At 60.3% G+C, this 19,778-nt stretch carries 20 protein-coding genes; 9 read left to right on the top strand and 11 right to left on the bottom strand.

All coding sequences use genetic code 11. The features are described 5' to 3' along the window. Positions 1-222 precede the first annotated feature (222 nt). The 3 genes from J9870_RS06705 to J9870_RS06695 form a co-directional block, all read right to left on the bottom strand. Complete coding sequence (locus tag J9870_RS06705) at positions 223-1,098, bottom strand: ATPase (RefSeq protein WP_210643216.1); 876 nt, start codon at positions 1,096-1,098, stop codon at positions 223-225. 107 nt (positions 1,099-1,205) lie between these two features. Beyond that, positions 1,206-2,198 carry an NAD-dependent epimerase/dehydratase family protein gene (locus tag J9870_RS06700; RefSeq protein ID WP_210643215.1) on the bottom strand — a complete coding sequence of 331 codons (993 nt, stop codon included), beginning with the start codon at positions 2,196-2,198 and terminating at the stop codon, positions 1,206-1,208. Positions 2,199-2,284: 86 nt separating this feature from the next. Next, entirely contained in the window at positions 2,285-3,184 is a 900-nt protein-coding gene (locus J9870_RS06695) for a LysR family transcriptional regulator ArgP (protein ID WP_210643214.1), read from the bottom strand. Between the two features lie 98 nt (positions 3,185-3,282). On the opposite strand from J9870_RS06695, the gene J9870_RS06690 reads away from it, so the two are divergent. The 4 genes from J9870_RS06690 (at position 3,283) to J9870_RS06675 (ending at position 8,631) form a co-directional block, all read left to right on the top strand. Further along, on the top strand, positions 3,283-3,885 hold the full coding sequence (locus J9870_RS06690) for a LysE/ArgO family amino acid transporter (protein ID WP_210643213.1): 603 nt from the start codon (positions 3,283-3,285) through the stop codon (positions 3,883-3,885). A gap of 175 nt (positions 3,886-4,060) precedes the next feature. Further along, positions 4,061-4,657 (top strand): Fe-Mn family superoxide dismutase, encoded by a 597-nt coding sequence (locus J9870_RS06685; protein ID WP_210643212.1) that lies wholly within the window; start codon positions 4,061-4,063, stop codon positions 4,655-4,657. Between the two features lie 305 nt (positions 4,658-4,962). Next, positions 4,963-7,014, top strand: a complete 2,052-nt coding sequence (locus tag J9870_RS06680; RefSeq protein ID WP_210643211.1) for a bifunctional diguanylate cyclase/phosphodiesterase — start codon at positions 4,963-4,965, stop codon at positions 7,012-7,014. Between the two features lie 273 nt (positions 7,015-7,287). Then, complete coding sequence (locus J9870_RS06675; protein ID WP_210643210.1) at positions 7,288-8,631, top strand: imelysin family protein; 1,344 nt, start codon at positions 7,288-7,290, stop codon at positions 8,629-8,631. Positions 8,632-8,929: 298 nt separating this feature from the next. Here the strand turns inward: J9870_RS06675 and J9870_RS06670 are convergent, their stop codons facing one another. From J9870_RS06670 to J9870_RS06655, 4 genes are all read right to left on the bottom strand, one after another. Then, positions 8,930-10,165: an RNA polymerase sigma factor gene (locus J9870_RS06670; RefSeq protein ID WP_210643209.1), complete on the bottom strand. Its 1,236-nt coding sequence runs from the start codon at positions 10,163-10,165 to the stop codon at positions 8,930-8,932. Beyond that, the gene (locus J9870_RS06665) at positions 10,165-10,641 is read right to left on the bottom strand and encodes an SRPBCC family protein (protein ID WP_210643208.1); all 477 of its coding nucleotides are present in this window, start codon (positions 10,639-10,641) and stop codon (positions 10,165-10,167) included. Before J9870_RS06665 ends, J9870_RS06670 begins: the two co-directional genes overlap by 1 nt. A gap of 27 nt (positions 10,642-10,668) precedes the next feature. Beyond that, positions 10,669-11,013, bottom strand: coding sequence for a YciI family protein (locus tag J9870_RS06660; protein WP_210643207.1), 345 nt, complete (start codon positions 11,011-11,013; stop codon positions 10,669-10,671). Between the two features lie 67 nt (positions 11,014-11,080). Then, on the bottom strand, positions 11,081-11,506 hold the full coding sequence (locus J9870_RS06655) for a nuclear transport factor 2 family protein (RefSeq protein ID WP_210643206.1): 426 nt from the start codon (positions 11,504-11,506) through the stop codon (positions 11,081-11,083). A 142-nt stretch (positions 11,507-11,648) separates the two neighbouring features. Here J9870_RS06655 and J9870_RS06650 point away from each other — a divergent pair, with 142 nt between their 5' ends. Continuing rightward, positions 11,649-12,134 carry a GNAT family N-acetyltransferase gene (locus tag J9870_RS06650; protein ID WP_210643205.1) on the top strand — a complete coding sequence of 162 codons (486 nt, stop codon included), beginning with the start codon at positions 11,649-11,651 and terminating at the stop codon, positions 12,132-12,134. 128 nt (positions 12,135-12,262) lie between these two features. On the opposite strand, the gene J9870_RS06645 is transcribed toward J9870_RS06650, so the two are convergent. After that, complete coding sequence (locus J9870_RS06645; protein WP_210643204.1) at positions 12,263-12,751, bottom strand: GyrI-like domain-containing protein; 489 nt, start codon at positions 12,749-12,751, stop codon at positions 12,263-12,265. 78 nt (positions 12,752-12,829) lie between these two features. Beyond that, positions 12,830-13,492: a LysE family transporter gene (locus J9870_RS06640; RefSeq protein WP_210643203.1), complete on the bottom strand. Its 663-nt coding sequence runs from the start codon at positions 13,490-13,492 to the stop codon at positions 12,830-12,832. 208 nt (positions 13,493-13,700) lie between these two features. On the opposite strand from J9870_RS06640, the gene alaC reads away from it, so the two are divergent. After that, positions 13,701-14,918 (top strand): alanine transaminase, encoded by a 1,218-nt coding sequence (gene alaC / locus J9870_RS06635; RefSeq protein ID WP_210643202.1) that lies wholly within the window; start codon positions 13,701-13,703, stop codon positions 14,916-14,918. A gap of 138 nt (positions 14,919-15,056) precedes the next feature. On the opposite strand, the gene J9870_RS06630 is transcribed toward alaC, so the two are convergent. Beyond that, on the bottom strand, positions 15,057-16,409 hold the full coding sequence (locus J9870_RS06630) for a GntP family permease (protein ID WP_210643201.1): 1,353 nt from the start codon (positions 16,407-16,409) through the stop codon (positions 15,057-15,059). Positions 16,410-16,500: 91 nt separating this feature from the next. Then, on the bottom strand, positions 16,501-17,034 hold the full coding sequence (locus tag J9870_RS06625; protein ID WP_135844080.1) for a gluconokinase: 534 nt from the start codon (positions 17,032-17,034) through the stop codon (positions 16,501-16,503). A 215-nt stretch (positions 17,035-17,249) separates the two neighbouring features. Between J9870_RS06625 and J9870_RS06620 the strand changes: the two genes are divergently transcribed. The 3 genes from J9870_RS06620 to J9870_RS06610 all read left to right on the top strand — a co-directional run bounded on the left by J9870_RS06620 (position 17,250) and on the right by J9870_RS06610 (position 19,698). Then, positions 17,250-18,281, top strand: a complete 1,032-nt coding sequence (locus J9870_RS06620; protein WP_210643200.1) for a LacI family DNA-binding transcriptional regulator — start codon at positions 17,250-17,252, stop codon at positions 18,279-18,281. A gap of 158 nt (positions 18,282-18,439) precedes the next feature. Then, a complete protein-coding gene (locus J9870_RS06615) occupies positions 18,440-18,994 on the top strand; it encodes a hypothetical protein (protein WP_210643199.1) in 555 nt (184 codons plus the stop codon). A 299-nt stretch (positions 18,995-19,293) separates the two neighbouring features. Beyond that, positions 19,294-19,698, top strand: coding sequence for a GNAT family N-acetyltransferase (locus J9870_RS06610; protein ID WP_210643198.1), 405 nt, complete (start codon positions 19,294-19,296; stop codon positions 19,696-19,698). Positions 19,699-19,778: the final 80 nt, after the last annotated feature.

The raw sequence follows: 19,778 nt of genomic DNA, 5'->3' as shown, positions 1-19,778 counted from the left end.
GCATTCAGGGGATTGCTGGCGCGCGGCATATGGAAAATCGAGTGAGCTCAGCCCATATCTGACTGTCAGGCCGCCATCACGAGCAGGCTCGCTCCCACACTGGATCTTCAGCGAACCCAAATCTTGAGTTATCAAAGATCAAATGTGGGAGCGAGCCTGCTCGCGATAGCCGACCGTCAATCACCACCTTCAGCGAGCGTTAGACCGCTATCCACAGGTATGTCATTGAGCCCGGCTGCTCAACTGCTGCTGCAAATACTGGATCTGCGATTGCAGGGTATTGATGTTGCGGGTGACCTGACCACGGAAGGCGTCGAACTCGGCCGTGTTGCCGCCCTTGTCCTGCTGGCTCTTGAGCACGATCACTTCCTGCTCCAGGCGGTCGATGGCAGAGTTGGAGGTGGCTCTTTTCAGGGCGGTGATGTCGGCACCGATGCTCTTGAGCTGGGCATCCAGGGCACCACTCTCGCCCTGGTTTTTCAGGACGGAAACTTCCGCCGCCAGCGCCTTGACCTGGGCTTGGAGGTCCTTATTGGAAGCTTGCAACTGAGTGCTGGCGTTCTGCTGTTCAGTGGTCTGGGCAATGAGCTGGGCCAGCTCCTTGTCCAGGTCGGCGGACGGACCGAACGCGCCTTGCAGCTGTTTGTGCTGCTCCAGCAATTTGCTGTCGAATTGCCGAGCTTGATCCTGCAGCTTGTTGTCCAGCTGTTTGATCTGCAATTTCAAGGCTTCACTGTCGCTCATCACATTGGACTGGCCAGCAACGACCTTGCCGGAAATGTCCTGCAAGCGTCCCGCCGCATCCTCACTGATCCGGGCGAAGCTTTCCTGGGTGGCTACCAGTTGCTGTTCCATCAGCGAAATCTGCTGGAAGCTCCACCAGGCCAGGAAACCGAACGCACACAGCAATGCGCCGACCAATGCCCACAGTGGCCCGGTGCTGGGCCCCTTGACCTTCGCCGCGGCAACGGGCGCCGGGCGCGCTTGCACATGAGGCTGGCGGTTGGGCAAAAAGTCATCGTCATCGGGAATGTCGGCTCGCATCCGCAGGCTCGGTACATCATCGAAGTCGTCGTTGGCATCGTTACGCATGGGCATGGGTTCAACCTTTGGGAAACCGGTGATGGCTTGATGCGGCGAGTATAACCCCCTCGCCCGCCGCACCGATTGACCCCGAACATGGCACTCGGTTCATGACGGACCGATCAGTGGGCATTTTGGACCCTCCACCAGGCGCAGAATTCATCGAGGGCGGCCCACAAGCTGACCTGTGGATCGTAGTCGAGATAATGCCGGGCCCGGCTGATGTCCAGGGTGAAATTTTTGTTCATGACCTGCATGCCCAGACGCGTCAGCGTCGGTTCGGGGCGACCTGGCCATACTTTGCAGAACCCCTCGTTCAGGGCGGCGATGCTGTAGGCCAAGCCGTAGGAACGATAACGCCTGACCTGTGGGACTTCCATCTGTCGCATCACGTAATTGACCACATCCCACAACGGAACCGGCACCCCGTTGCTGATGTTGTAGGCCTTGCCCAAGGCGGCACCCGTGGCCAGCAAGCCGCTGAACAGCGCTTCGTTGAGGTTCTGCACACTGGTGAAGTCCACTTTGTTCAACCCGTTGCCGACAATGGCCAGTCGGCCCTTGCGCTGCATTTTCAACAAGCGCGGGAAAATGCTCATGTCGCCGGCACCGGTTACGAAACGCGGGCGCAGGGCCAGCACTTCAAGGCCAAACTCCTGGGCACCGAAGACCTTCTGCTCGGCCAGGTACTTGGTCGCGGCGTAAGGATGCTTGAAGCGCTTGGGTACTTGTTCTTCCGTCAGCCCGAGGTGGTCACGGCCATCAAAGTAAATGGAGGGCGACGACAAATGAACCAGGCGCCGGACCTTCTGTTTGAGACAAGCCTCGACGATATTTTCCGTGACCTGGACATTGCCCTGGTGAAAATCCTGATAGCGCCCCCAAAGCCCCACGGCACCGGCGCAATGCACCACGGCATCAACGTCCAGGCACAGATCGCGAGCCAGCAACGGATCGCTCAGATCCCCCTGCATGAACTGCGCACCGCGACGCACCAGATGCTCCACGCTCTCGGCCCGGCGACCGTTGACCCGTACATCCAGGCCCTGCTCCAGGGCGAAACGCGCAAAGCGCCCGCCAATGAAGCCGCTCGCGCCGGTGACCAGAATTTTCATGAATGCTCCTAAGAAGTGCAGTTACGAGCCTCAAGCTACAACCTGCAAATTAATCTGTGCGCTGCTTATTACCTGCAGCTTGACGTCTATTGCGGCTCCCAAGGCACCAGCCATTGCCGGGAGGAGCGGATCAACTGTTCGGTCAATAAACCGAGCAACTGCCCGCCATTGCGCCAATAATGCCAGTACAGCGGCACATCAATCGGTTTATCTGCCAACAGTTCCACCAGTTCGCCTCGCTCCAGTTGCCCACGCACTTGCAGCTCCGGCGCCAGCCCCCAGCCGAGTCCGACCTCAGCAAGACGGATAAATCCTTCGGACGACGGGCACAGGTGGTGTTCGAAACCGCCCTCCACCCCCAAGGACGCAAGGTAGCGGTGCTGCAGGAAATCATCCGGGCCAAATACCAGTGCCGGCGTGCTGGCCAGCTGATCGGCGCGCACCCCATCGGGGAAGTGCCTGGCGATGAACGCCGGGCTGGCCAGGGCCCGATAACGCATGGCCCCCAGTAGTACGCTGCGGGCACCGGCCACAGGGCGCTCACTGGCACAGACGCACGCCGCCACTTCGCCGGCGCGCATGCGCTTGAGGCCGACGTTCTGGTCTTCCACCACCAAGTCGAGCAACAGATGCTGCTCGGCGCAAAAATCGCCCACAGCCGCCGCCCACCAGGTCGCCAGGCTGTCGGCATTCAGGGCGATGCGTAAGCGTTCGGGCAAACCCTCTTCATCCAGCGCTGGCACCAGGCTTTGCAGGTCACGCTCCAACAGACGCACCTGTTGCACATGGTTGAGCAAGCGGCGACCGATTTCGGTCGGCGCAGGCGGCGTAGCACGCACCAATACGGGCTGACCGACCCGCGCCTCGAGCAGCTTGATCCGCTGGGAAATAGCCGATTGCGACAGCCCCAGCACCTGGGCGGCCCGCTCGAAACCGGCTTGCTCGACGACCGCCGCCAGGGCGGAAAGCAATTTGTAATCGAACATCAGTTTTCCTAATGAGCAATCAGCAGGATTGGTTTTTCTTATACAGCTTCCCACCAGAGAATGACCAGCATTCAAGCATCGACGGGGGAGTAAAAAACATGTGGCAAAGCTACGTTAACGGACTGCTGGTGGCACTTGGACTGATCATGGCTATCGGCGCGCAGAACGCGTTTGTGCTAGCACAGAGCCTGCGCCGCGAGCATCACCTGCCGGTGGCCGCACTGTGCGTCACCTTTGATGCGCTGTTGGTGGCCGCCGGCGTGTTCGGGCTGGCGACCCTGCTGGCTCAGAGCCCGTTGCTGCTGTCGATCGCACGCTGGGGCGGCGCGGCATTCCTGCTCTGGTATGGCAGCCTGGCGCTGCGTCGGGCCTGTTCGAATCAGAGCTTGCAACAGGACGGAAAACAGGTCGTGCGCTCGCTACGGGCAGTACTGCTCAGCGCACTGGCGGTGACGCTCCTCAATCCTCATGTGTACCTGGACACCGTGCTGCTGATCGGTTCCCTCGGTGCCCAGCAAAGCGTGCCTGGGGCTTATGTCGTCGGTGCGGCCAGCGCCTCGCTGCTGTGGTTCTTCACCCTCGCCCTTGGCGCCGCATGGCTGGCTCCGTGGCTGGCCCGGCCAAGCACCTGGCGGATACTGGACGTACTGGTGGCGGTGATGATGTTTACCGTCGCGCTGCAGTTGATCGTCTCGGGTTGATTATTCCAAACCGCTCTGGAACCTCTATCCCACACAGTTGTTGCGTGGTTATGCCGCACCCCCGGTGCTATGATCCGACTCCTGCGCCGCAAAGAGTACAAACTCCCCGGCGCTAGTCTGGCCGCCCGTGATCGGCCTTGCGCTCACCGCAACTGACCTGATTAGGAGAATCACCATGGCTTTCGAATTGCCGCCGCTGCCCTATCCACACGACGCACTGGCGCCGCACATCTCCAAAGAAACTCTGGAGTTTCACCACGACAAGCACCACAACACCTACGTCGTGAACCTGAACAACCTGGTGCCTGGCACCGAGTTCGAAGGCAAGACCCTGGAAGAAATCGTCAAGACTTCCTCGGGCGGTATCTTCAACAACGCCGCTCAGGTCTGGAACCACACCTTCTACTGGAACTGCCTGGCGCCAAACGCTGGCGGTCAACCAACCGGCGCACTGGCTGAAGCCATCAACAACGCCTTCGGTTCGTTCGACAAGTTCAAGGAAGAGTTCAGCAAAACCTCCATCGGCACCTTCGGTTCCGGCTGGGGCTGGCTGGTGAAGAAAGCTGACGGTTCCCTGGCCCTGGCCAGCACCATTGGCGCCGGCAACCCGCTGACCAGCGGCGACACCCCGCTGCTGACCTGCGACGTGTGGGAACACGCTTATTACATCGACTACCGTAACCTTCGTCCAAAATACGTCGAAGCGTTCTGGAACCTGGTCAACTGGAAATTCGTGGCCGAGCAGTTCGAAGGCAAGACCTTCACCGCTTAAGTCCCGATGCCAGACAAAAGAACCCGGCGCCTTGCCGGGTTTTTTTTACCTTATACCCCGTGGTCGACCATCGATTCCGAAGCATGGCCTCACATCTGAAACCCAACAAAAAATCCCGCCAGGCCTCAAGTTGCGGCCCTTCCCAACCGACATAATGACCGTAGAGCAATAGCTCGGAAAAAACTGTGGATCAGCCAGGCATCAGACGAAAACCCTTGTGTTTGATTGTCCCTTTGACTGACATCACAGGATTGCCAATACTCATGGCAACTTGACGCTACCCGCACGGAACAAGGAACCCCTCTTTGAAGCTGGAACTCAAGAACAGCTTGTCTGTGAAGTTGCTCCGGGTCGTGCTCCTCTCGGCATTGATCGTTGGCATGGTCTTGAGCTGTGCGCAGATCGTGTTCGATGCCTACAAAACCGACCGGGCCGTGGCCAGCGACGCCCAGCGGATTCTCGATATGTTCCGCGACCCTTCGACCCAAGCTGTCTACAGCCTGGACCGGGAAATGGGCATGCAAGTGATCGAGGGACTGTTCCAGGACGACGCCGTGCGCATGGCCTCCATCGGCCACCCTCGCGAAACCATGCTCGCCGAAAAGACCCGCCCCTTGCAGAAGTCCGAAAGCCGCTGGCTGACCGACCTGATCCTGGGCAAGGAGCGCACGTTCACCACGCAATTGGTGGGACGCGGCCCCTACAGTGAATATTACGGCGACCTGAGCATTACCCTCGACACCGCCACCTACGGCCAGAGTTTCATCGTCAACTCCGTGATCATCTTCATATCCGGGATGCTACGAGCCCTGGCCATGGGCCTGGTCCTGTACCTGGTCTACCACTGGATGCTGACCAAGCCGCTGTCGCGAATCATTGAACACCTGACCGAAATCAATCCCGACCGCCCCAGCGAGCACAAGATCCCGCAGCTCAAAGGGCACGAGAGAAACGAGCTGGGCCTGTGGATCAATACCGCCAACCAGCTGCTCGAATCCATCGAGCGCAACACGCACCTGCGCCACGAAGCGGAAAACAGCCTGCTGCGCATGGCTCAATACGACTTCCTCACCGGCCTGCCAAACCGTCAACAGTTGCAACAGCAACTGGACAAGATCCTGGTGGACGCCGGACGCCTGCAACGGCGGGTGGCGGTGCTGTGTGTAGGGCTGGATGATTTCAAGGGCATCAACGAACAGTTCAGCTATCAGACCGGCGACCAGTTGCTGCTGGCCCTGGCGGACCGGTTGCGGGCCCATAGCGGACGTCTCGGTGCCCTGGCGCGACTGGGAGGCGACCAGTTCGCCCTGGTCCAGGCCGACATCGAGCAGCCTTATGAAGCCGCCGAGCTGGCCCAAAGCATCCTGGATGACCTGGAGGCGCCGTTCGTCATCGACGATCAGCAAATCCGCCTGCGGGCCACCATTGGCATCACTCTCTTCCCTGAAGACGGCGACAGCACCGAGAAGCTGTTGCAGAAAGCCGAGCAGACCATGACCCTGGCCAAGGCCCGCTCGCGCAATCGCTACCAGTTCTACATTGCCAGCGTCGACAGTGAAATGCGCCGCCGTCGCGAATTGGAGAAAGACCTGCGCGAGGCCCTGGCCCGTGAACAGTTCACGCTGGTCTACCAACCGCAAATCAGCTACCGCGACCTGCGCGTGGTGGGCATCGAAGCCCTGATCCGCTGGCATCATCCCGAACACGGCCTCGTGCCGCCGGACCTGTTCATTCCCCTGGCCGAGCAGAACGGCACCATCATCGCCATCGGTGAATGGGTACTGGACCAGGCCTGCAAACAGTTACGCGAATGGCACGACCAGGGCTTCGTCGACCTGCGCATGGCGGTCAACCTGTCGACGGTGCAACTGCACCACGCCGAACTGCCGCGGGTGGTGAACAATCTCTTGCAGATGTACCGTTTGCCGCCGCGCAGCCTGGAGCTGGAAGTCACCGAAACCGGCCTGATGGAAGATATCACCACCGCCGCCCAGCACTTGCTGAGCCTGCGCCGCTCCGGCGCGCTGATCGCCATCGATGACTTCGGGACCGGTTATTCGTCCCTGAGTTACCTCAAGAGCCTGCCGCTGGACAAGATCAAGATCGACAAGAGCTTCGTCCAGGACCTGCTCGATGACGAGGACGACGCGACCATCGTTCGGGCCATCATCCAGTTGGGCAAGAGCCTGGGAATGCAGGTGATCGCCGAAGGCGTCGAGACGGTCGAGCAAGAGGCCTACATCATCGCCGAGGGCTGTCACGAAGGTCAGGGCTATTACTACAGCAAACCGCTGCCGGCACGGGAGTTGGGCATTTATCTGAAGCAGGCGCAGCGCAGCAAGGTCTCCATCATCTGAGTTTCCCCCCCTTGGTTTTCACGCCTCTGTAGGAGCTGGCAAAGCCTGCGATCCTAGGATTGTTCCCTTGAGACTCAAGCGCTTGGGGAAAGATCGCCGCCTCGCTTCGCGAGTCAGCTCCTACAGACGCCGCTCAAAGCGGTGATCTGAATTATTAAATAAGAAATATTTACAGCTACAACCCTTTACACATAATGCAAATCTTTCGCATTATGTCGCAGCTTTGCGCACCTCGCGCCTGTCCCATCCAATTACCGAAGCAGGATGTTCGCCATGATTCGTATGCCTCTGGCCACCGCCAGTCTGCTGGCCATTGCTATTTCCCTCGCCGGTTGCGGCGAAGGCAAAGACAAGGCCGCCGCGCCGCAGGCGCCAACGCCAGCCGCCAGCACTGCGGCGCCGGCCGCACCGGCTGCCAGCGGCAAAATTGACGAAACCGCTGCCAAGGCCGTTGTCGCGCACTACGCCGAAATCGTCTATGCCGTCTACAGCGATGCCGAATCCACCGCGAAAACCCTGCAAACCGCCGTCGACGCGTTCCTGGCCAAGCCGAACGCCGAGACCCTGAAAGCCGCCCGGGCTGCCTGGGTCGCCGCCCGCGTGCCTTACCTGCAGAGCGAAGTGTTCCGCTTCGGTAACACCATCATCGACGATTGGGAAGGCCAGGTGAACGCCTGGCCCCTGGACGAAGGCCTGATCGATTACGTCGACAAATCCTATGAGCACGCCCTGGGTAACCCGGGTGCTACCGCCAACATCATCGCCAACACCGAAGTCCAGGTTGGCGAAGACAAGGTCGACGTGAAAGACATCACCCCGGAAAAACTCGCCAGCCTCAACGAGCTGGGCGGTTCCGAGGCGAACGTCGCCACCGGCTACCACGCCATCGAATTCCTGCTGTGGGGCCAGGACCTCAACGGCACCGGCCCTGGCGCGGGCAACCGCCCGGCTTCGGACTACCTGCAAGGCGCTGGCGCCACGGGCGGCCACAACGACCGTCGTCGTGCCTACCTCAAGTCCGTGACCCAATTGCTGGTCAGCGACCTGGAAGAAATGGTCGGCAACTGGAAGCCGAACGTGGCTGACAACTACCGCGCCACCCTGGAAGCCGAACCGGCCGAAAGCGGCCTGCGCAAAATGCTGTTCGGCATGGGTAGCCTGTCCCTGGGTGAACTGGCGGGCGAACGCATGAAGGTGTCCCTGGAAGCCAACTCGCCAGAAGACGAGCAAGACTGCTTCAGCGACAACACCCACAACTCGCACTTCTACGATGCCAAGGGCGTGCGCAACGTCTACCTGGGTGAATACACCCGCGTCGACGGTACCAAGATGACCGGCGCCAGCCTGTCGTCCCTGGTGGCCAAGGCCGACCCTGCTGCCGATACCGCGCTCAAGGCCGATCTGGCCGACACCGAAGCCAAGATCCAGGTCATGGTCGATCACGCCAACAAGGGTGAGCACTACGACCAACTGATCGCCGCTGGCAACACTGCCGGTAACCAGATCGTACGCGATGCCATCGCCGCACTGGTCAAGCAGACCGGTTCGATCGAACAGGCTGCGGGCAAACTGGGCATCAGCGACCTGAACCCGGACAACGCTGATCACGAGTTCTGATCAACGTGGGCTGACTGGCGCGGATTAATCCAGTCAGTCAGCCACAAAAACCTGTGGGAGCGAGCCTGCTCGCGATAAGGGCATGTCAGCCAACATCGATGTTGGCTGATCCAGCGCTATCGCGAGCAAGCTCGCTCCCACAGTTGATTTCGGCTGTTCAAAAATGTGATGCCAACCATTATTCCCTGTGGGAGCGAGCCTGCTCGCGATGGAGGCATGTCAGCCAACATCGATGTGATTGATCCACCGCTATCGCGAACAAGCCCGCTTCCACGGGAGTTCGTCGCTTGGTGGCTCATCACGCCAACCCCGCAAGTCGCCCCTCGATAAACCGCCGTTCCGGCAATTGCTGCGTCAGCTCAAGCGCACGGCGATACGCCGACCTCGCCTCGTCCAATCGTCCCAACTGCCGACAGAATTCTGCCCGTGCCGCGTAGGCCAGGTGATAGTCGAGCAATTCACCACGCCCCAAGATCGCATCGACCAGGCGCAACCCTGCTTGCGGGCCATCGCGTTTGGCCATGGCAGCGGCACGATTGAGTTCGATCACCGGCGATGGCATGGCACGCAGCAGCACGTCATAGAGCCCGACGATCTGCGGCCAGTCGGTGTCCTGCGCCGTCGGCGCTTCGGCATGCACCGCGGCAATCGCCGCTTGCAGGCAATAAGGCCCGAACCGTCGGGTACTCAGAGCGGCTTCCACCAAGGCACAACCTTCGGCAATCATTTCGGCGTCCCACAGGGAACGGTCCTGCTCATCCAGCAGAATCAGCTCACCGGTTGTGGAGGTTCGCGCTCGGCGCCGGGACTCGTGCAGCAGCATCAACGCCAGCAAGCCCATGACCTCGGCTTCGGGCAACAGCTCCATCAACAGTCGCCCGAGGCGGATCGCTTCGCGGGTCAGTTCTTCGCGGGTCAGCTCAATGCCCATGGACGCCGAATAACCTTCGTTGAATACCAGGTAAATCACCCGTAACACACTGTCCAGTCGATCAGGCAACTCCGCCCGGGAGGGCACTTGATAAGGAATCTTTGCATCACGAATTTTCGCCTTGGCCCGCACGATGCGCTGGGCGATGGCCGCCGGGGCGGCAAGGAACGCCCGGGCGATTTCCTCGGTGGTCAGATCGCACACTTCCCGCAGCGTCAGTGGCACCTGGGCATCGGCGGCCAGGGCCGGGTGGCAACAGGTGAAAATCAGCCGCAGACGATCGTCTTCCACGTCTTCGTCACTCCAATCGCTCTGCTCCAGCTCTTGCAGTTGGGCGATCAGCAGCGGCTGGGCCGCGTTGAATCGCGCCCGTCGACGCAAACTGTCGATGGCCTTGAAGCGCCCGGCAGACACCAGCCACGCCCGCGGGTTATCCGGCACACCGTCGCGTTGCCAGCGCTCGACCGCAATGAAGAACGCCTCGTGCAAGGCTTCCTCTGCCAGGTCGAAATCCCCCAGCAGACGAATCAGCGTCGCCAGGATCCGTCGCGAGTCTTGCCGATACACCTGCTCGACCCGCGCCTTGACCTCTTCGGCCGACATCAGTCGGGCATGCCTTGGGTCACCAGGGCTTCCAGCCGGTCCAGGCTTTGCCCCCAGCCATCATGGAAGCCCATGGCCTCGTGGGCCTGGCGGTCTTCTTCGTTCCAATGCAAGGCGCGAGCGGTATAGAGGGTTTTACCGCCCTGCTCCTCAAGCAGCACTTCGGCGGTCATGAAGGCTTTGCCTGAAGGTATCCAGCCGGGCACGAACGCATCGGTAAATACCAGACGGCGCGGGGCGACGATTTCCAGGAACACGCCCATGGTCGGGTATTCGCTACCGTCGGGAGCGCGCATCAGCGTGCGAAACTGGCCGCCGACCCAAAGATCCATTTCGCACTCCGGCGTGGTCATGCCGTGGGGCCCCCACCATTGGACCAGTAGGGTCGGCTCGGTCCAGGCACGGAAAATCTTCTGGCGCGGGGCATCGATCACCCGGCTGATGGATAACTCGAAAGGCGCAGGCTTGAGGTTCATGGATGGAATCCTGTTTGTGATTATTGTTCAGGGGTTCAGTTGGCGTACGGGACGGACTTCGACGCAGCCGACCCGGGCTGCCGGAATGTGGCCGGCGACCTGGATGGCTTCGTTCAAGTCCTTGGCGTCGATCAGGTAGAAGCCCGCCAGTTGCTCCTTGGTTTCGGCGAACGGACCGTCGGTGATGGACAACTTACCGCCGCGCATGCGCACCGTGGTGGCGGTCTGCACCGACTCCAAGGCCTCGGCGGCAAGCATTCGCCCGCTGCCCTGGATCGACTCGGCATAGGCCATGCACTCGGCATCTTCCGGGCTGTCCGGTGAGCTGTGCAGCAGCTGTTCGTTGCTATAGACAAGGCATAAATACTTCATGGAAAGCTCCGTGATCGAACTGATCAACTATGGACGGCTGCAAGACGCTTGGCGAAAAAACCGACGATCAGGGTTGCAGGTCGAACAGTGTCGTACCGGCCATCGGGTCGAACGGTGCGGACCAGTGCTCATGAACGATCTTCCAGTGCCCGGCTACCCGTTGGTAGCAAGCCGTCACGCGCATCCAGCAGGCCTGCTCCTCACCTTTGTCGTTGGTGCCGCCGCAATAAGCCAGCCAATGGGCGAAGGCGATGTTGTCGGCAGGGGTGATCTTGAGTTCATGGAAATCGAACTTGTGCGGGCCGGGGCACATTTGCATGCAGTCCTGCCAGTGTTTGCGGTAGGCGGTCTTGCCCTTGAATTGCAGGGCCTGGATGGCATCGAAGGAGACGATGTGCTCATCGTAAAGCGCCATGACCTTTTCGATGTCCTTGGACATGACCGCCTGGCGATAAGTGTCGATCAGGGTCCGGATTTCGGTTTCAGTGCTCATGATGATTCTCCGCGTTTTTTTGTTGAAGACACCCTTGGTCGTTTGGAGAAACGGCGAATCGACAACCAAACAAAAATAATTCAAGCAAAGAAATTCGCTAGAATTCCAGGCCCATCCCGTCGACAGACACCGGACGTTTTTTGTGACCGCTCAGTTGGTACCTTACGAAGCGCTCACCACGCTTCAACGCAAGCAGGTCGAAGCCATCGAAATCACCCCCGAACAGGTCAGGTTCGCCGGCGATATCCATGGTGCGCTGCATATGCTGCTGTCCAGGCCTGGCCCGGGGGTCAAGGGCTTCGCGCTGTTGGCTGACGACGTGCCAGTGGCGTTCCTGCTGCTCAAGCGCCCGCCAGTACTACCCGCCTGGGCCAATGAGCACAGCGCCACCCTGCACGCGCTGCAAGTCGACTATCGGGCCCAGGGCAAGGGGTACGGCAAGGCCTGCCTGCAGGCGCTGCCCGACGTGGCCCGCGCGATCTGGCCGGAAATCAGGGGGCTGGAGCTTTCGGTCGACGCCGATAATGATTCGGCCATTGGCTTGTACACCCGGTTGGGCTGGGTCGACAGCGGCGAGGCGTACAAGGGGCGCGTTGCCTATGAGCGGCGAATGGGGTTGGTGTTCTAGAGTCTCAATGGTCAACGCGCCCCAATGCGGGAGCGAGCCTGCTCGCGAAAGGGTCGTTCGGCATGCACATTGCTGAATGTGCCGCAGCCATCGCGAGCAAGCTCGCTCCCACAGGGAATCTGCGTTGGTCAGCTCGGCTCGAGGGGTATCCAGATCTCCAAGGTGCCTTCGCCAGTCTTGGGATTGAAGTCTTCGCTATAGCGCTCGAATTCCGGCGCCTGCGCAGCGGTGTGGCCGGAACGCGGCAACCACACCTTCCAGATGTACTGGAACGTGTCCGGCAGGCTTTTCAACGGGCCTTTGTGTTCGAACACCGCGTAGTACCCAGGCTGGATTTCGATCCAGCGGTATCGTTCAGGCAGGTCGTCGAGCCGACTGATTTCCACCCCGGCGATGTAGTCGAACCCGCCCTTCCCGTCTGCATTGCAACACACACCGTAGGTCACCTCATCTTTCTGCCCTGGCACCTTGCCGAGCCAGGGCAAAAACTTTTCCCAGAGCAGCGGGATGTCCTGGGCGGTTTCCTGGGTAAAACTGGCGCCAAAACCGGCGATGAGCTGAAAGCGTCCGTGTTCAAAGCGTGGTTCGGCTGCGTTACCGCGTTCGTGCTTTTCCATGCGTCAACACTCCGGAAAACGTGAAGTCGGGCTTGGCAGTATAGAAGCCAAACCGTGATTGCCAGGCCGTTTCGCTTATCAGAATCCAGGCAGCGCCGTCGTAGCGGCTTTTCCGACAAACTCGTTGTACCCAGAAACAATCACATAGACAGCGAAATAACAGAAGATCGCCGCCGATGCCCAATAGGAATAACGCAGCAGCTTATCCCCCAGCAACTTGCCACCCTGGGTTGCCGCCAGGCACAGGGCTGCGCACCACAGCAGCCCGGCGCAAAGAAAACCGCTGAGGAACAGTGCCGAGCTGAGCAAGGTTCCGCCGCCCGATCGAGCAATGAGTGTGCCGCCTACAGCGGCGAACCACAGAATGGCACTGGGCGATGACATGGCCAGGAAAATCCCGCGAAAGAACTCCTGCCGTGAAGAATTGCCCTGAATTTCACCCGCCTGCGCCAGCACCGCGCTGTGATAGATCGCCGAGTGGATCATTTTTGCCGCGAAATACAGCAGCAGCACCGAACCACCGATCCACAGCACCCAGCGCACCGCTTCGTATTGCAGCAGCACGGTCATGCCGGCCAAGGCCAGGACGGCGTAGATCAGATCCCCCACGCAAGTGCCCAGGCCCAGGGCGAAGCCCTGGAAATAGCCGCGCTGCATCGCCAGGGTGATCATCGCGATATTGGCCACGCCAATGTCCAGGCACAGGGAGAGGCTCAGCAAGAAACCGCTGGAAAATTCCATCATCATTCCGTTCGAGTTTTGGCTATGGCGAATTGAGGCGCCCGCAGGCGTGGATAAGGTCGCACGTGCGCCTCGACAGTGTCATCGAAAATAGTTCAGCGCCGCTACTGGACAATTGGCTATTTGCCCCTTTATCTTGCGCCGCAGGCCACCGCAGTGGCCAACGTCGCTCGGACGGTTCCGGGCGCTCACGTATCTCGAGGCAACAATGGCCGAACAAGGTTCGCCGCGCCGCTTTGCGCGTATCGATAGACTCCCCCCGTATGTATTCAATATCACTGCCGAGCTGAAGATGGCTGCGCGTCGGCGCGGCGAAGACATCATCGACTTGAGCATGGGTAACCCCGACGGTGCCACCCCCCCGCACATCGTGGAAAAACTGGTTACCGTCGCCCAGCGTGAAGACACCCACGGCTATTCCACCTCCAAAGGCATCCCGCGCCTGCGCCGCGCCATTTCGCGCTGGTACAAGGATCGCTACGAAGTGGACATCGACCCGGAAACCGAGGCCATCGTCACCATCGGTTCCAAGGAAGGCCTGGCACACCTGATGCTGGCGACCCTGGACCAGGGTGACACGGTGCTGGTGCCCAACCCCAGCTACCCGATCCACATCTACGGCGCAGTAATCGCCGGCGCCCAGGTACGTTCGGTACCGCTGGTGCCCGGTGTGGATTTCTTCGACGAACTGGAGCGGGCCATTCGCGGCTCGATTCCCAAGCCAAAAATGATGATTTTAGGCTTTCCGTCCAACCCGACCGCGCAGTGCGTGGAGCTGGACTTCTTCGAGCGGGTCATCGCCCTGGCCAAGCAGTACGACGTGCTGGTGATCCACGACCTGGCCTACGCCGACATCGTCTACGACGGCTGGAAAGCCCCGTCGATCATGCAGGTGCCCGGCGCGAAAGACATTGCCGTGGAGTTCTTCACCCTGTCCAAGAGCTACAACATGGCCGGCTGGCGCATCGGTTTCATGGTGGGCAACCCGGAACTGGTCAACGCCCTGGCGCGAATCAAGAGCTACCACGACTACGGCACCTTCACCCCGCTGCAGGTGGCCGCCATTGCCGCCCTTGAAGGCGACCAGCAATGCGTGCGTGACATCGCCGAGCAATACCGCCAGCGGCGCAATGTGCTGGTCAAGGGCCTGCATGAACTGGGCTGGATGGTGGAAAACCCCAAGGCGTCGATGTACGTCTGGGCCAAGATCCCCGAGGCCTATGCCCATCTGGGCTCACTGGAGTTCGCCAAGAAGCTGTTGGCCGAAGCCAAGGTCTGCGTCTCGCCGGGGGTTGGGTTCGGGGAATATGGGGATGATCACGTGCGCTTTGCGCTGATCGAAAACCAGGACCGGATCCGCCAGGCTGTCCGTGGGATCCGCGGGATGTTTCGGGCCGATGGGTTGATACAAAAACCTGGCGCCTGACACCAAACCAGGCTGATCGCCAGAAACCAATGTGGGAGCGAGCTTGCTCGCGATAGCGGTATAACAGTCAGCGAAGGTATCGACTGTCAGTCCGCCATCGCGAGCAAGCTCGCTCCCACAGTTGTTATGGGGTGTTTTTTAGACCACCAGCGACAGCAGCAGGATAAAGATCAAGCCCACCACGGACAGGATGGTTTCCATCGCGGTCCAGGTCTTGAAGGTTTCCGCCACGGTCATGTTGAAGTACTGCTTGACCAGCCAGAAGCCCGCATCGTTGACGTGAGACAGGATCAACGAACCGGCACCGGTCGCCAAGACCAGCAGCTCACGGTTCACACCCGGCATCATCCCCACCACCGGCACCACGATCCCGGCACCGGTAATGGTCGCCACCGTCGCCGAACCGGTAGCAATGCGGATCACCGCCGCCACCAGCCAGGCCAGCAGGATCGGGGAAATCTGTGCACTCACGGCCATGTGCCCGATCACGTCGCCCACGCCGCTGGTCACCAGCATCTGCTTGAAGCCACCACCGGCACCGATGATCAAGATGATCGCGGCGGTCGGCGCAAGGCTCGCATCCAGCCATTTGAGCATCTGGCTGGAACCAATGCCCTGCTTGTAGCCGAAGGTATACAGCGACAGCAGCAACGCCAACAGCAGCGCGGAAATCGGATGCCCGATCAAGTCCATGAGCGTGCGGAAGAAATTGCCGTCCGGCAGCACAACGTCAGCGAAGGTCTTGAGCAGCATCAGGAACACCGGCAGCAGCACGGTGATCAGGGTGATGGAGAAGCTCGGCAAAACGGCGGAATCGTTCTCACGCGCCAGTTGATCCACCAACTCCTGATTAGGATGACCAGGGATGTGCTTGGCGATGAACGTACCGAAAATCGGCCCGGCGATAATGGCCGTTGGCAGCGCCACAATCAGACCGTAAAGAATGGTTTTACCGATGTCGGCACCGAACACGCCAATCGCCAGCAACGGCCCCGGGTGCGGTGGCACCAGGCCGTGGACCGCGGAAAGCCCCGCCAGCAGCGGGATACCGATCTTGATAATCGAAACACCGGTGCGGCGCGCGACGATGAACACCAGCGGGATCAGCAGCACGAAGCCGATTTCGAAGAACAGCGGAATGCCCACCAGGAACGCGGCGAACATCATGGCCCACTGCACTTTATCTTTGCCGAAAGCACGGATCAGGGTCTGGGCGATCTGATCGGCCCCGCCCGATTCGGCCATCATTTTGCCGAGCATGGTGCCCAGCGCGAGGATGATGCCGACAAAGCCCAATACTCCACCGAAGCCGTCCTGGAACGCCTTGATGATGGTGCCGATCGGCATGCCCGACGTCAGGCCGAGAAAGGCGGCGGCGATAGTCAGCGCAATGAACGGGTGGAGCTTGAATTTGGTGATGAGGACGATGAGTCCAATCACCGTGACCACTGCATCGAGCAGTAGAAACGACTCGTGGGACATGCCAAACATGGGGGGTGTCTCCTGATTTGTTGTTGTTATTGAAGCAGTTATTTGTGAGCCATCGGGACAGCGCTATCTTTCTGGCGCAAATTTTTCAAACTCAACTCGCCAGCTTCAAACCATGGTCCAACCACCAGACGTAAGCCTGATGAGCCAATTCATCGACGCTGTGGCTGGAGGCGTCCAGAGCCAGGGTCAGGGGCTCGCCGACAGGGGATTGAAGGGTGGCAAACTGGCTGTCGATCAAGGTCGACGGCATGAAATGGCCGGGCCGATGGGAAACCCGGTCGGCGGCCACCTCGGGGGTCAATTCAAGAAACACGAAGCCCAGGCCAGGCAAGGCACTGCGCAGACGCTCGCGATAACTGTGCTTGAGGGCCGAGCAGGTCAGCACCGGGCGCTCGCCCAGGGCATCGACGCGGCGCAACTCATCGCACAGGCTGTCGAGCCAGCCGGCACGGTCGTCGTCGTTCAAGGGGATACCGGCGCTCATCTTCTGGATGTTGGCCGCAGGGTGGAAAGTGTCGCCTTCGATGGCGGTGGCGCCGCTCAACTGGCACAGGGCCTGGCTGACGCAAGTTTTGCCGCAACCGGCAACGCCCATGATGACCAGGGCGGTGATGGGATTATTCATGTAACACCTCAGCGCGCAGACAGCGCTACCTTTGCCAGTTATGACACCGCAGCAAAAGCAGAAGTTGCCGACGCCTTCTTGTCATTTTTGTGGTTGCAGCATGTTCGTTCACGACGACAACGGACGGGGCTCAGGCAAACCCCACTCACGCATTTGCAGACGCGTCGAGACAGCGCTACCTTAGTGCCTTGATTTTTGTTTGGCAAGCCGCCCTGATGACCGTCCCTAAAAACGATAAGAATACTCGCACCACCGGCCGCCCTACGCTCAACGAAGTCGCACGCTTGGCCGGTGTCAGCCCCATCACCGCCTCCCGTGCCCTGCGTGGCGTCAGCACCGTCGCCACCGAGCTGGTGGAAAAAGTCCGTCAGGCCGCCGTGGAGCTCAACTACGTCGTCAACCCCGCTGCCCGTGCCCTGGCTTCGGCCCAGAGCCATTCGGTGGTGGTGCTGGTGCCGTCGTTGTCCAACCTGTTGTTCATCGACACCCTGGAAGCCATTCATCGGGTGCTGCGCCCCAAGGGCTTCGAAGTGGTGATCGGTAACTACCACTACTCCCGCGACGAAGAAGAAGACCTGCTGCGCAACTACATGGCCTATCAGCCCCGTGGTTTGTTGCTGACCGGTTTCGACCGCACCGAAAGCGCCCGACGCATGATCGAGGCCAGCAACATTCCCTGCGTATACATGATGGAACTGGACCCCGGCGCGGGCCTTAATTGCGTCGGGTTTTCCCAGCTCAAGGCTGGTGAGACGGCGGCCGAGCACTTGATTTCCAAGGGGCGCAAGCGCCTGGCCTACATCGGCGCGCAACTGGATCAGCGCACCTTGCTACGCGGCGAAGGCTTTCGTCGTGCCCTGCAGAACGTCGGGTTGTACGATCCGGACCTGGAAGTGCTGACACCGCGTCCCTCATCGGTGGGCCTGGGCGGCGAACTGTTCCTGCAACTGCTGGCCAGCCATCCGGACGTCGATGCGATTTTCTTCGGCAACGATGACCTGGCCCACGGCGCCCTGCTCGAAGCGTTGCGCTGTGGCATCAAGATCCCCGAGCGCGTCTCGATCCTTGGCTTCAACGACCTGCCCGCCTCGGCCCACATGGTGCCGCGCCTGAGCAGTATCAGTACCCCACGGGAAGCCATCGGTCGTCGTGCCGCGGAACAGATGCTGACGTTGATGGCCGGTAACCGCATTGCGCAGCCGGTGGTGGACATGGGCTTTGAACTCAAGGTTCGCGAAAGTACCTGAGCCTCCACGCTCAAGCGGTCGATCCATGCCGTCCGACGGCAAGAGTTGGCCGCCAGGCTCGCCCTCCTCGGGCCCAGCCCCTTGGAATCCGTGGCCTGCGGCGACGGCATGGGAATTGCTCCTGCCCATCGCTCAGTCATTACCTACAGGTACCCATCATGTTGGTCAGTGCCAAACAACAATCGATGATCTTGCCGCTCAAACGCCCGGGCGAGGATCCCACCGCCGAAGCCGCCAGCGGCCTGCAAAGTGCTGCGTTGCAGGCATTGCGCGATAACGTCCAGGCCCAGGCCAGCCAAGGCAGCGCCAAAGTCGAGGATTCCTTCACCCGACGAGCCACGCAACAGGTCAATGCGAGCACCGCCATCAGCGACAATGTCGACGAGGCGTTCGCCAAGACCCGCGTGCAACTGCAGACCGTGGCATCGTCAGCGTCTGAAGACACCACGACGCTTGGCGGCTCCGCGACGGCAGAATTCAAGGACTACATGAGCAAGACGCCTGAAGAGCGCCTGCGCGACAGCATCCTTGAAGAAATGGGCATTACCGAGCAAGAGTTCGAGGCGATGCCACCCGAGAAGCAAATGGCGGTCAACCAGGAGATTGCCCAGCGCATGCAGGACAAGTCGGCGATGGCTCAGGTCGAGAAGGCCCAGCAAAGCCACACGAGCGACAAAGACCCGTCTGTGGACAAGTTCCTCGCCTCTCTCTGAGCTTGCCAGCGATAGAATGTGCAGCGGGTTTGAGCCGGGGTTACAGCCCCAGCTCAAACCCGGGGCCAACCAAGGCAGTACCGGTTCAATGACCGAACAGGTTCACCTTCTTGGTTTTTTTGTCGGCGCGCTTTTCATCAGCGGTCTTCGCCGGCTTTTTCTTTGCCGCTTTTTTTGAATCCATGCCTTTGGCCATGATACGTACTCCAGTCATACGGGATGTGAAGTCAGGTATACACCTATCGCCGTGCCTGCGTTCTTTTATAATCGCCCTCCCCTTGCCCCTCGCGACCCCTGCCATGGCCGAAATCCACTACTCACAGCTCGAAGCACCGCTGTGGCCGCTGATGAACAAGTTCTATCGCGCCCACCAATCCTCGATGAAAGCAGTGCGGGAGGCGCAGTTGTGGGTGGCGCGGCGGGATGAAATCGTCGCGGCGCTGTGTTTGCGACCGGTATCGGGCGGGCATTGGTTGACGGGGTTGTTCGTCGACCCGGCATGCCGCGCACAGGGCATCGCCGCGCGGTTGATCGCCGAAGCGGTGAAAGGCGTGAATGAGCCAGTCTGGCTGTTCTGCCACCCGGATTTGCGCGGCTTTTATGAGCGGCGCGGTTTCAGCTTCGACCCCGAATTGCCCTATGCGATGGCCGAGCGCCTGAGCCGGTATGCGCGTAGCAAGCCGATGATTGCGATGGGGTTATGAAGTGCAGCCCAGATCCCCGTGGGAGCGAGCTTGCTCGCGATAGCGGTGTGTCAGCCACCAGTGATGCGATTGAGCCGACG

It is taken from the genome of Pseudomonas sp. Tri1, assembly GCF_017968885.1.
In the GTDB taxonomy this organism is placed as follows: domain Bacteria; phylum Pseudomonadota; class Gammaproteobacteria; order Pseudomonadales; family Pseudomonadaceae; genus Aquipseudomonas.
The sequence above is the reverse complement of the archived record's forward strand: the minus strand, read 5'-3'. Positions and strand labels throughout refer to the sequence as shown.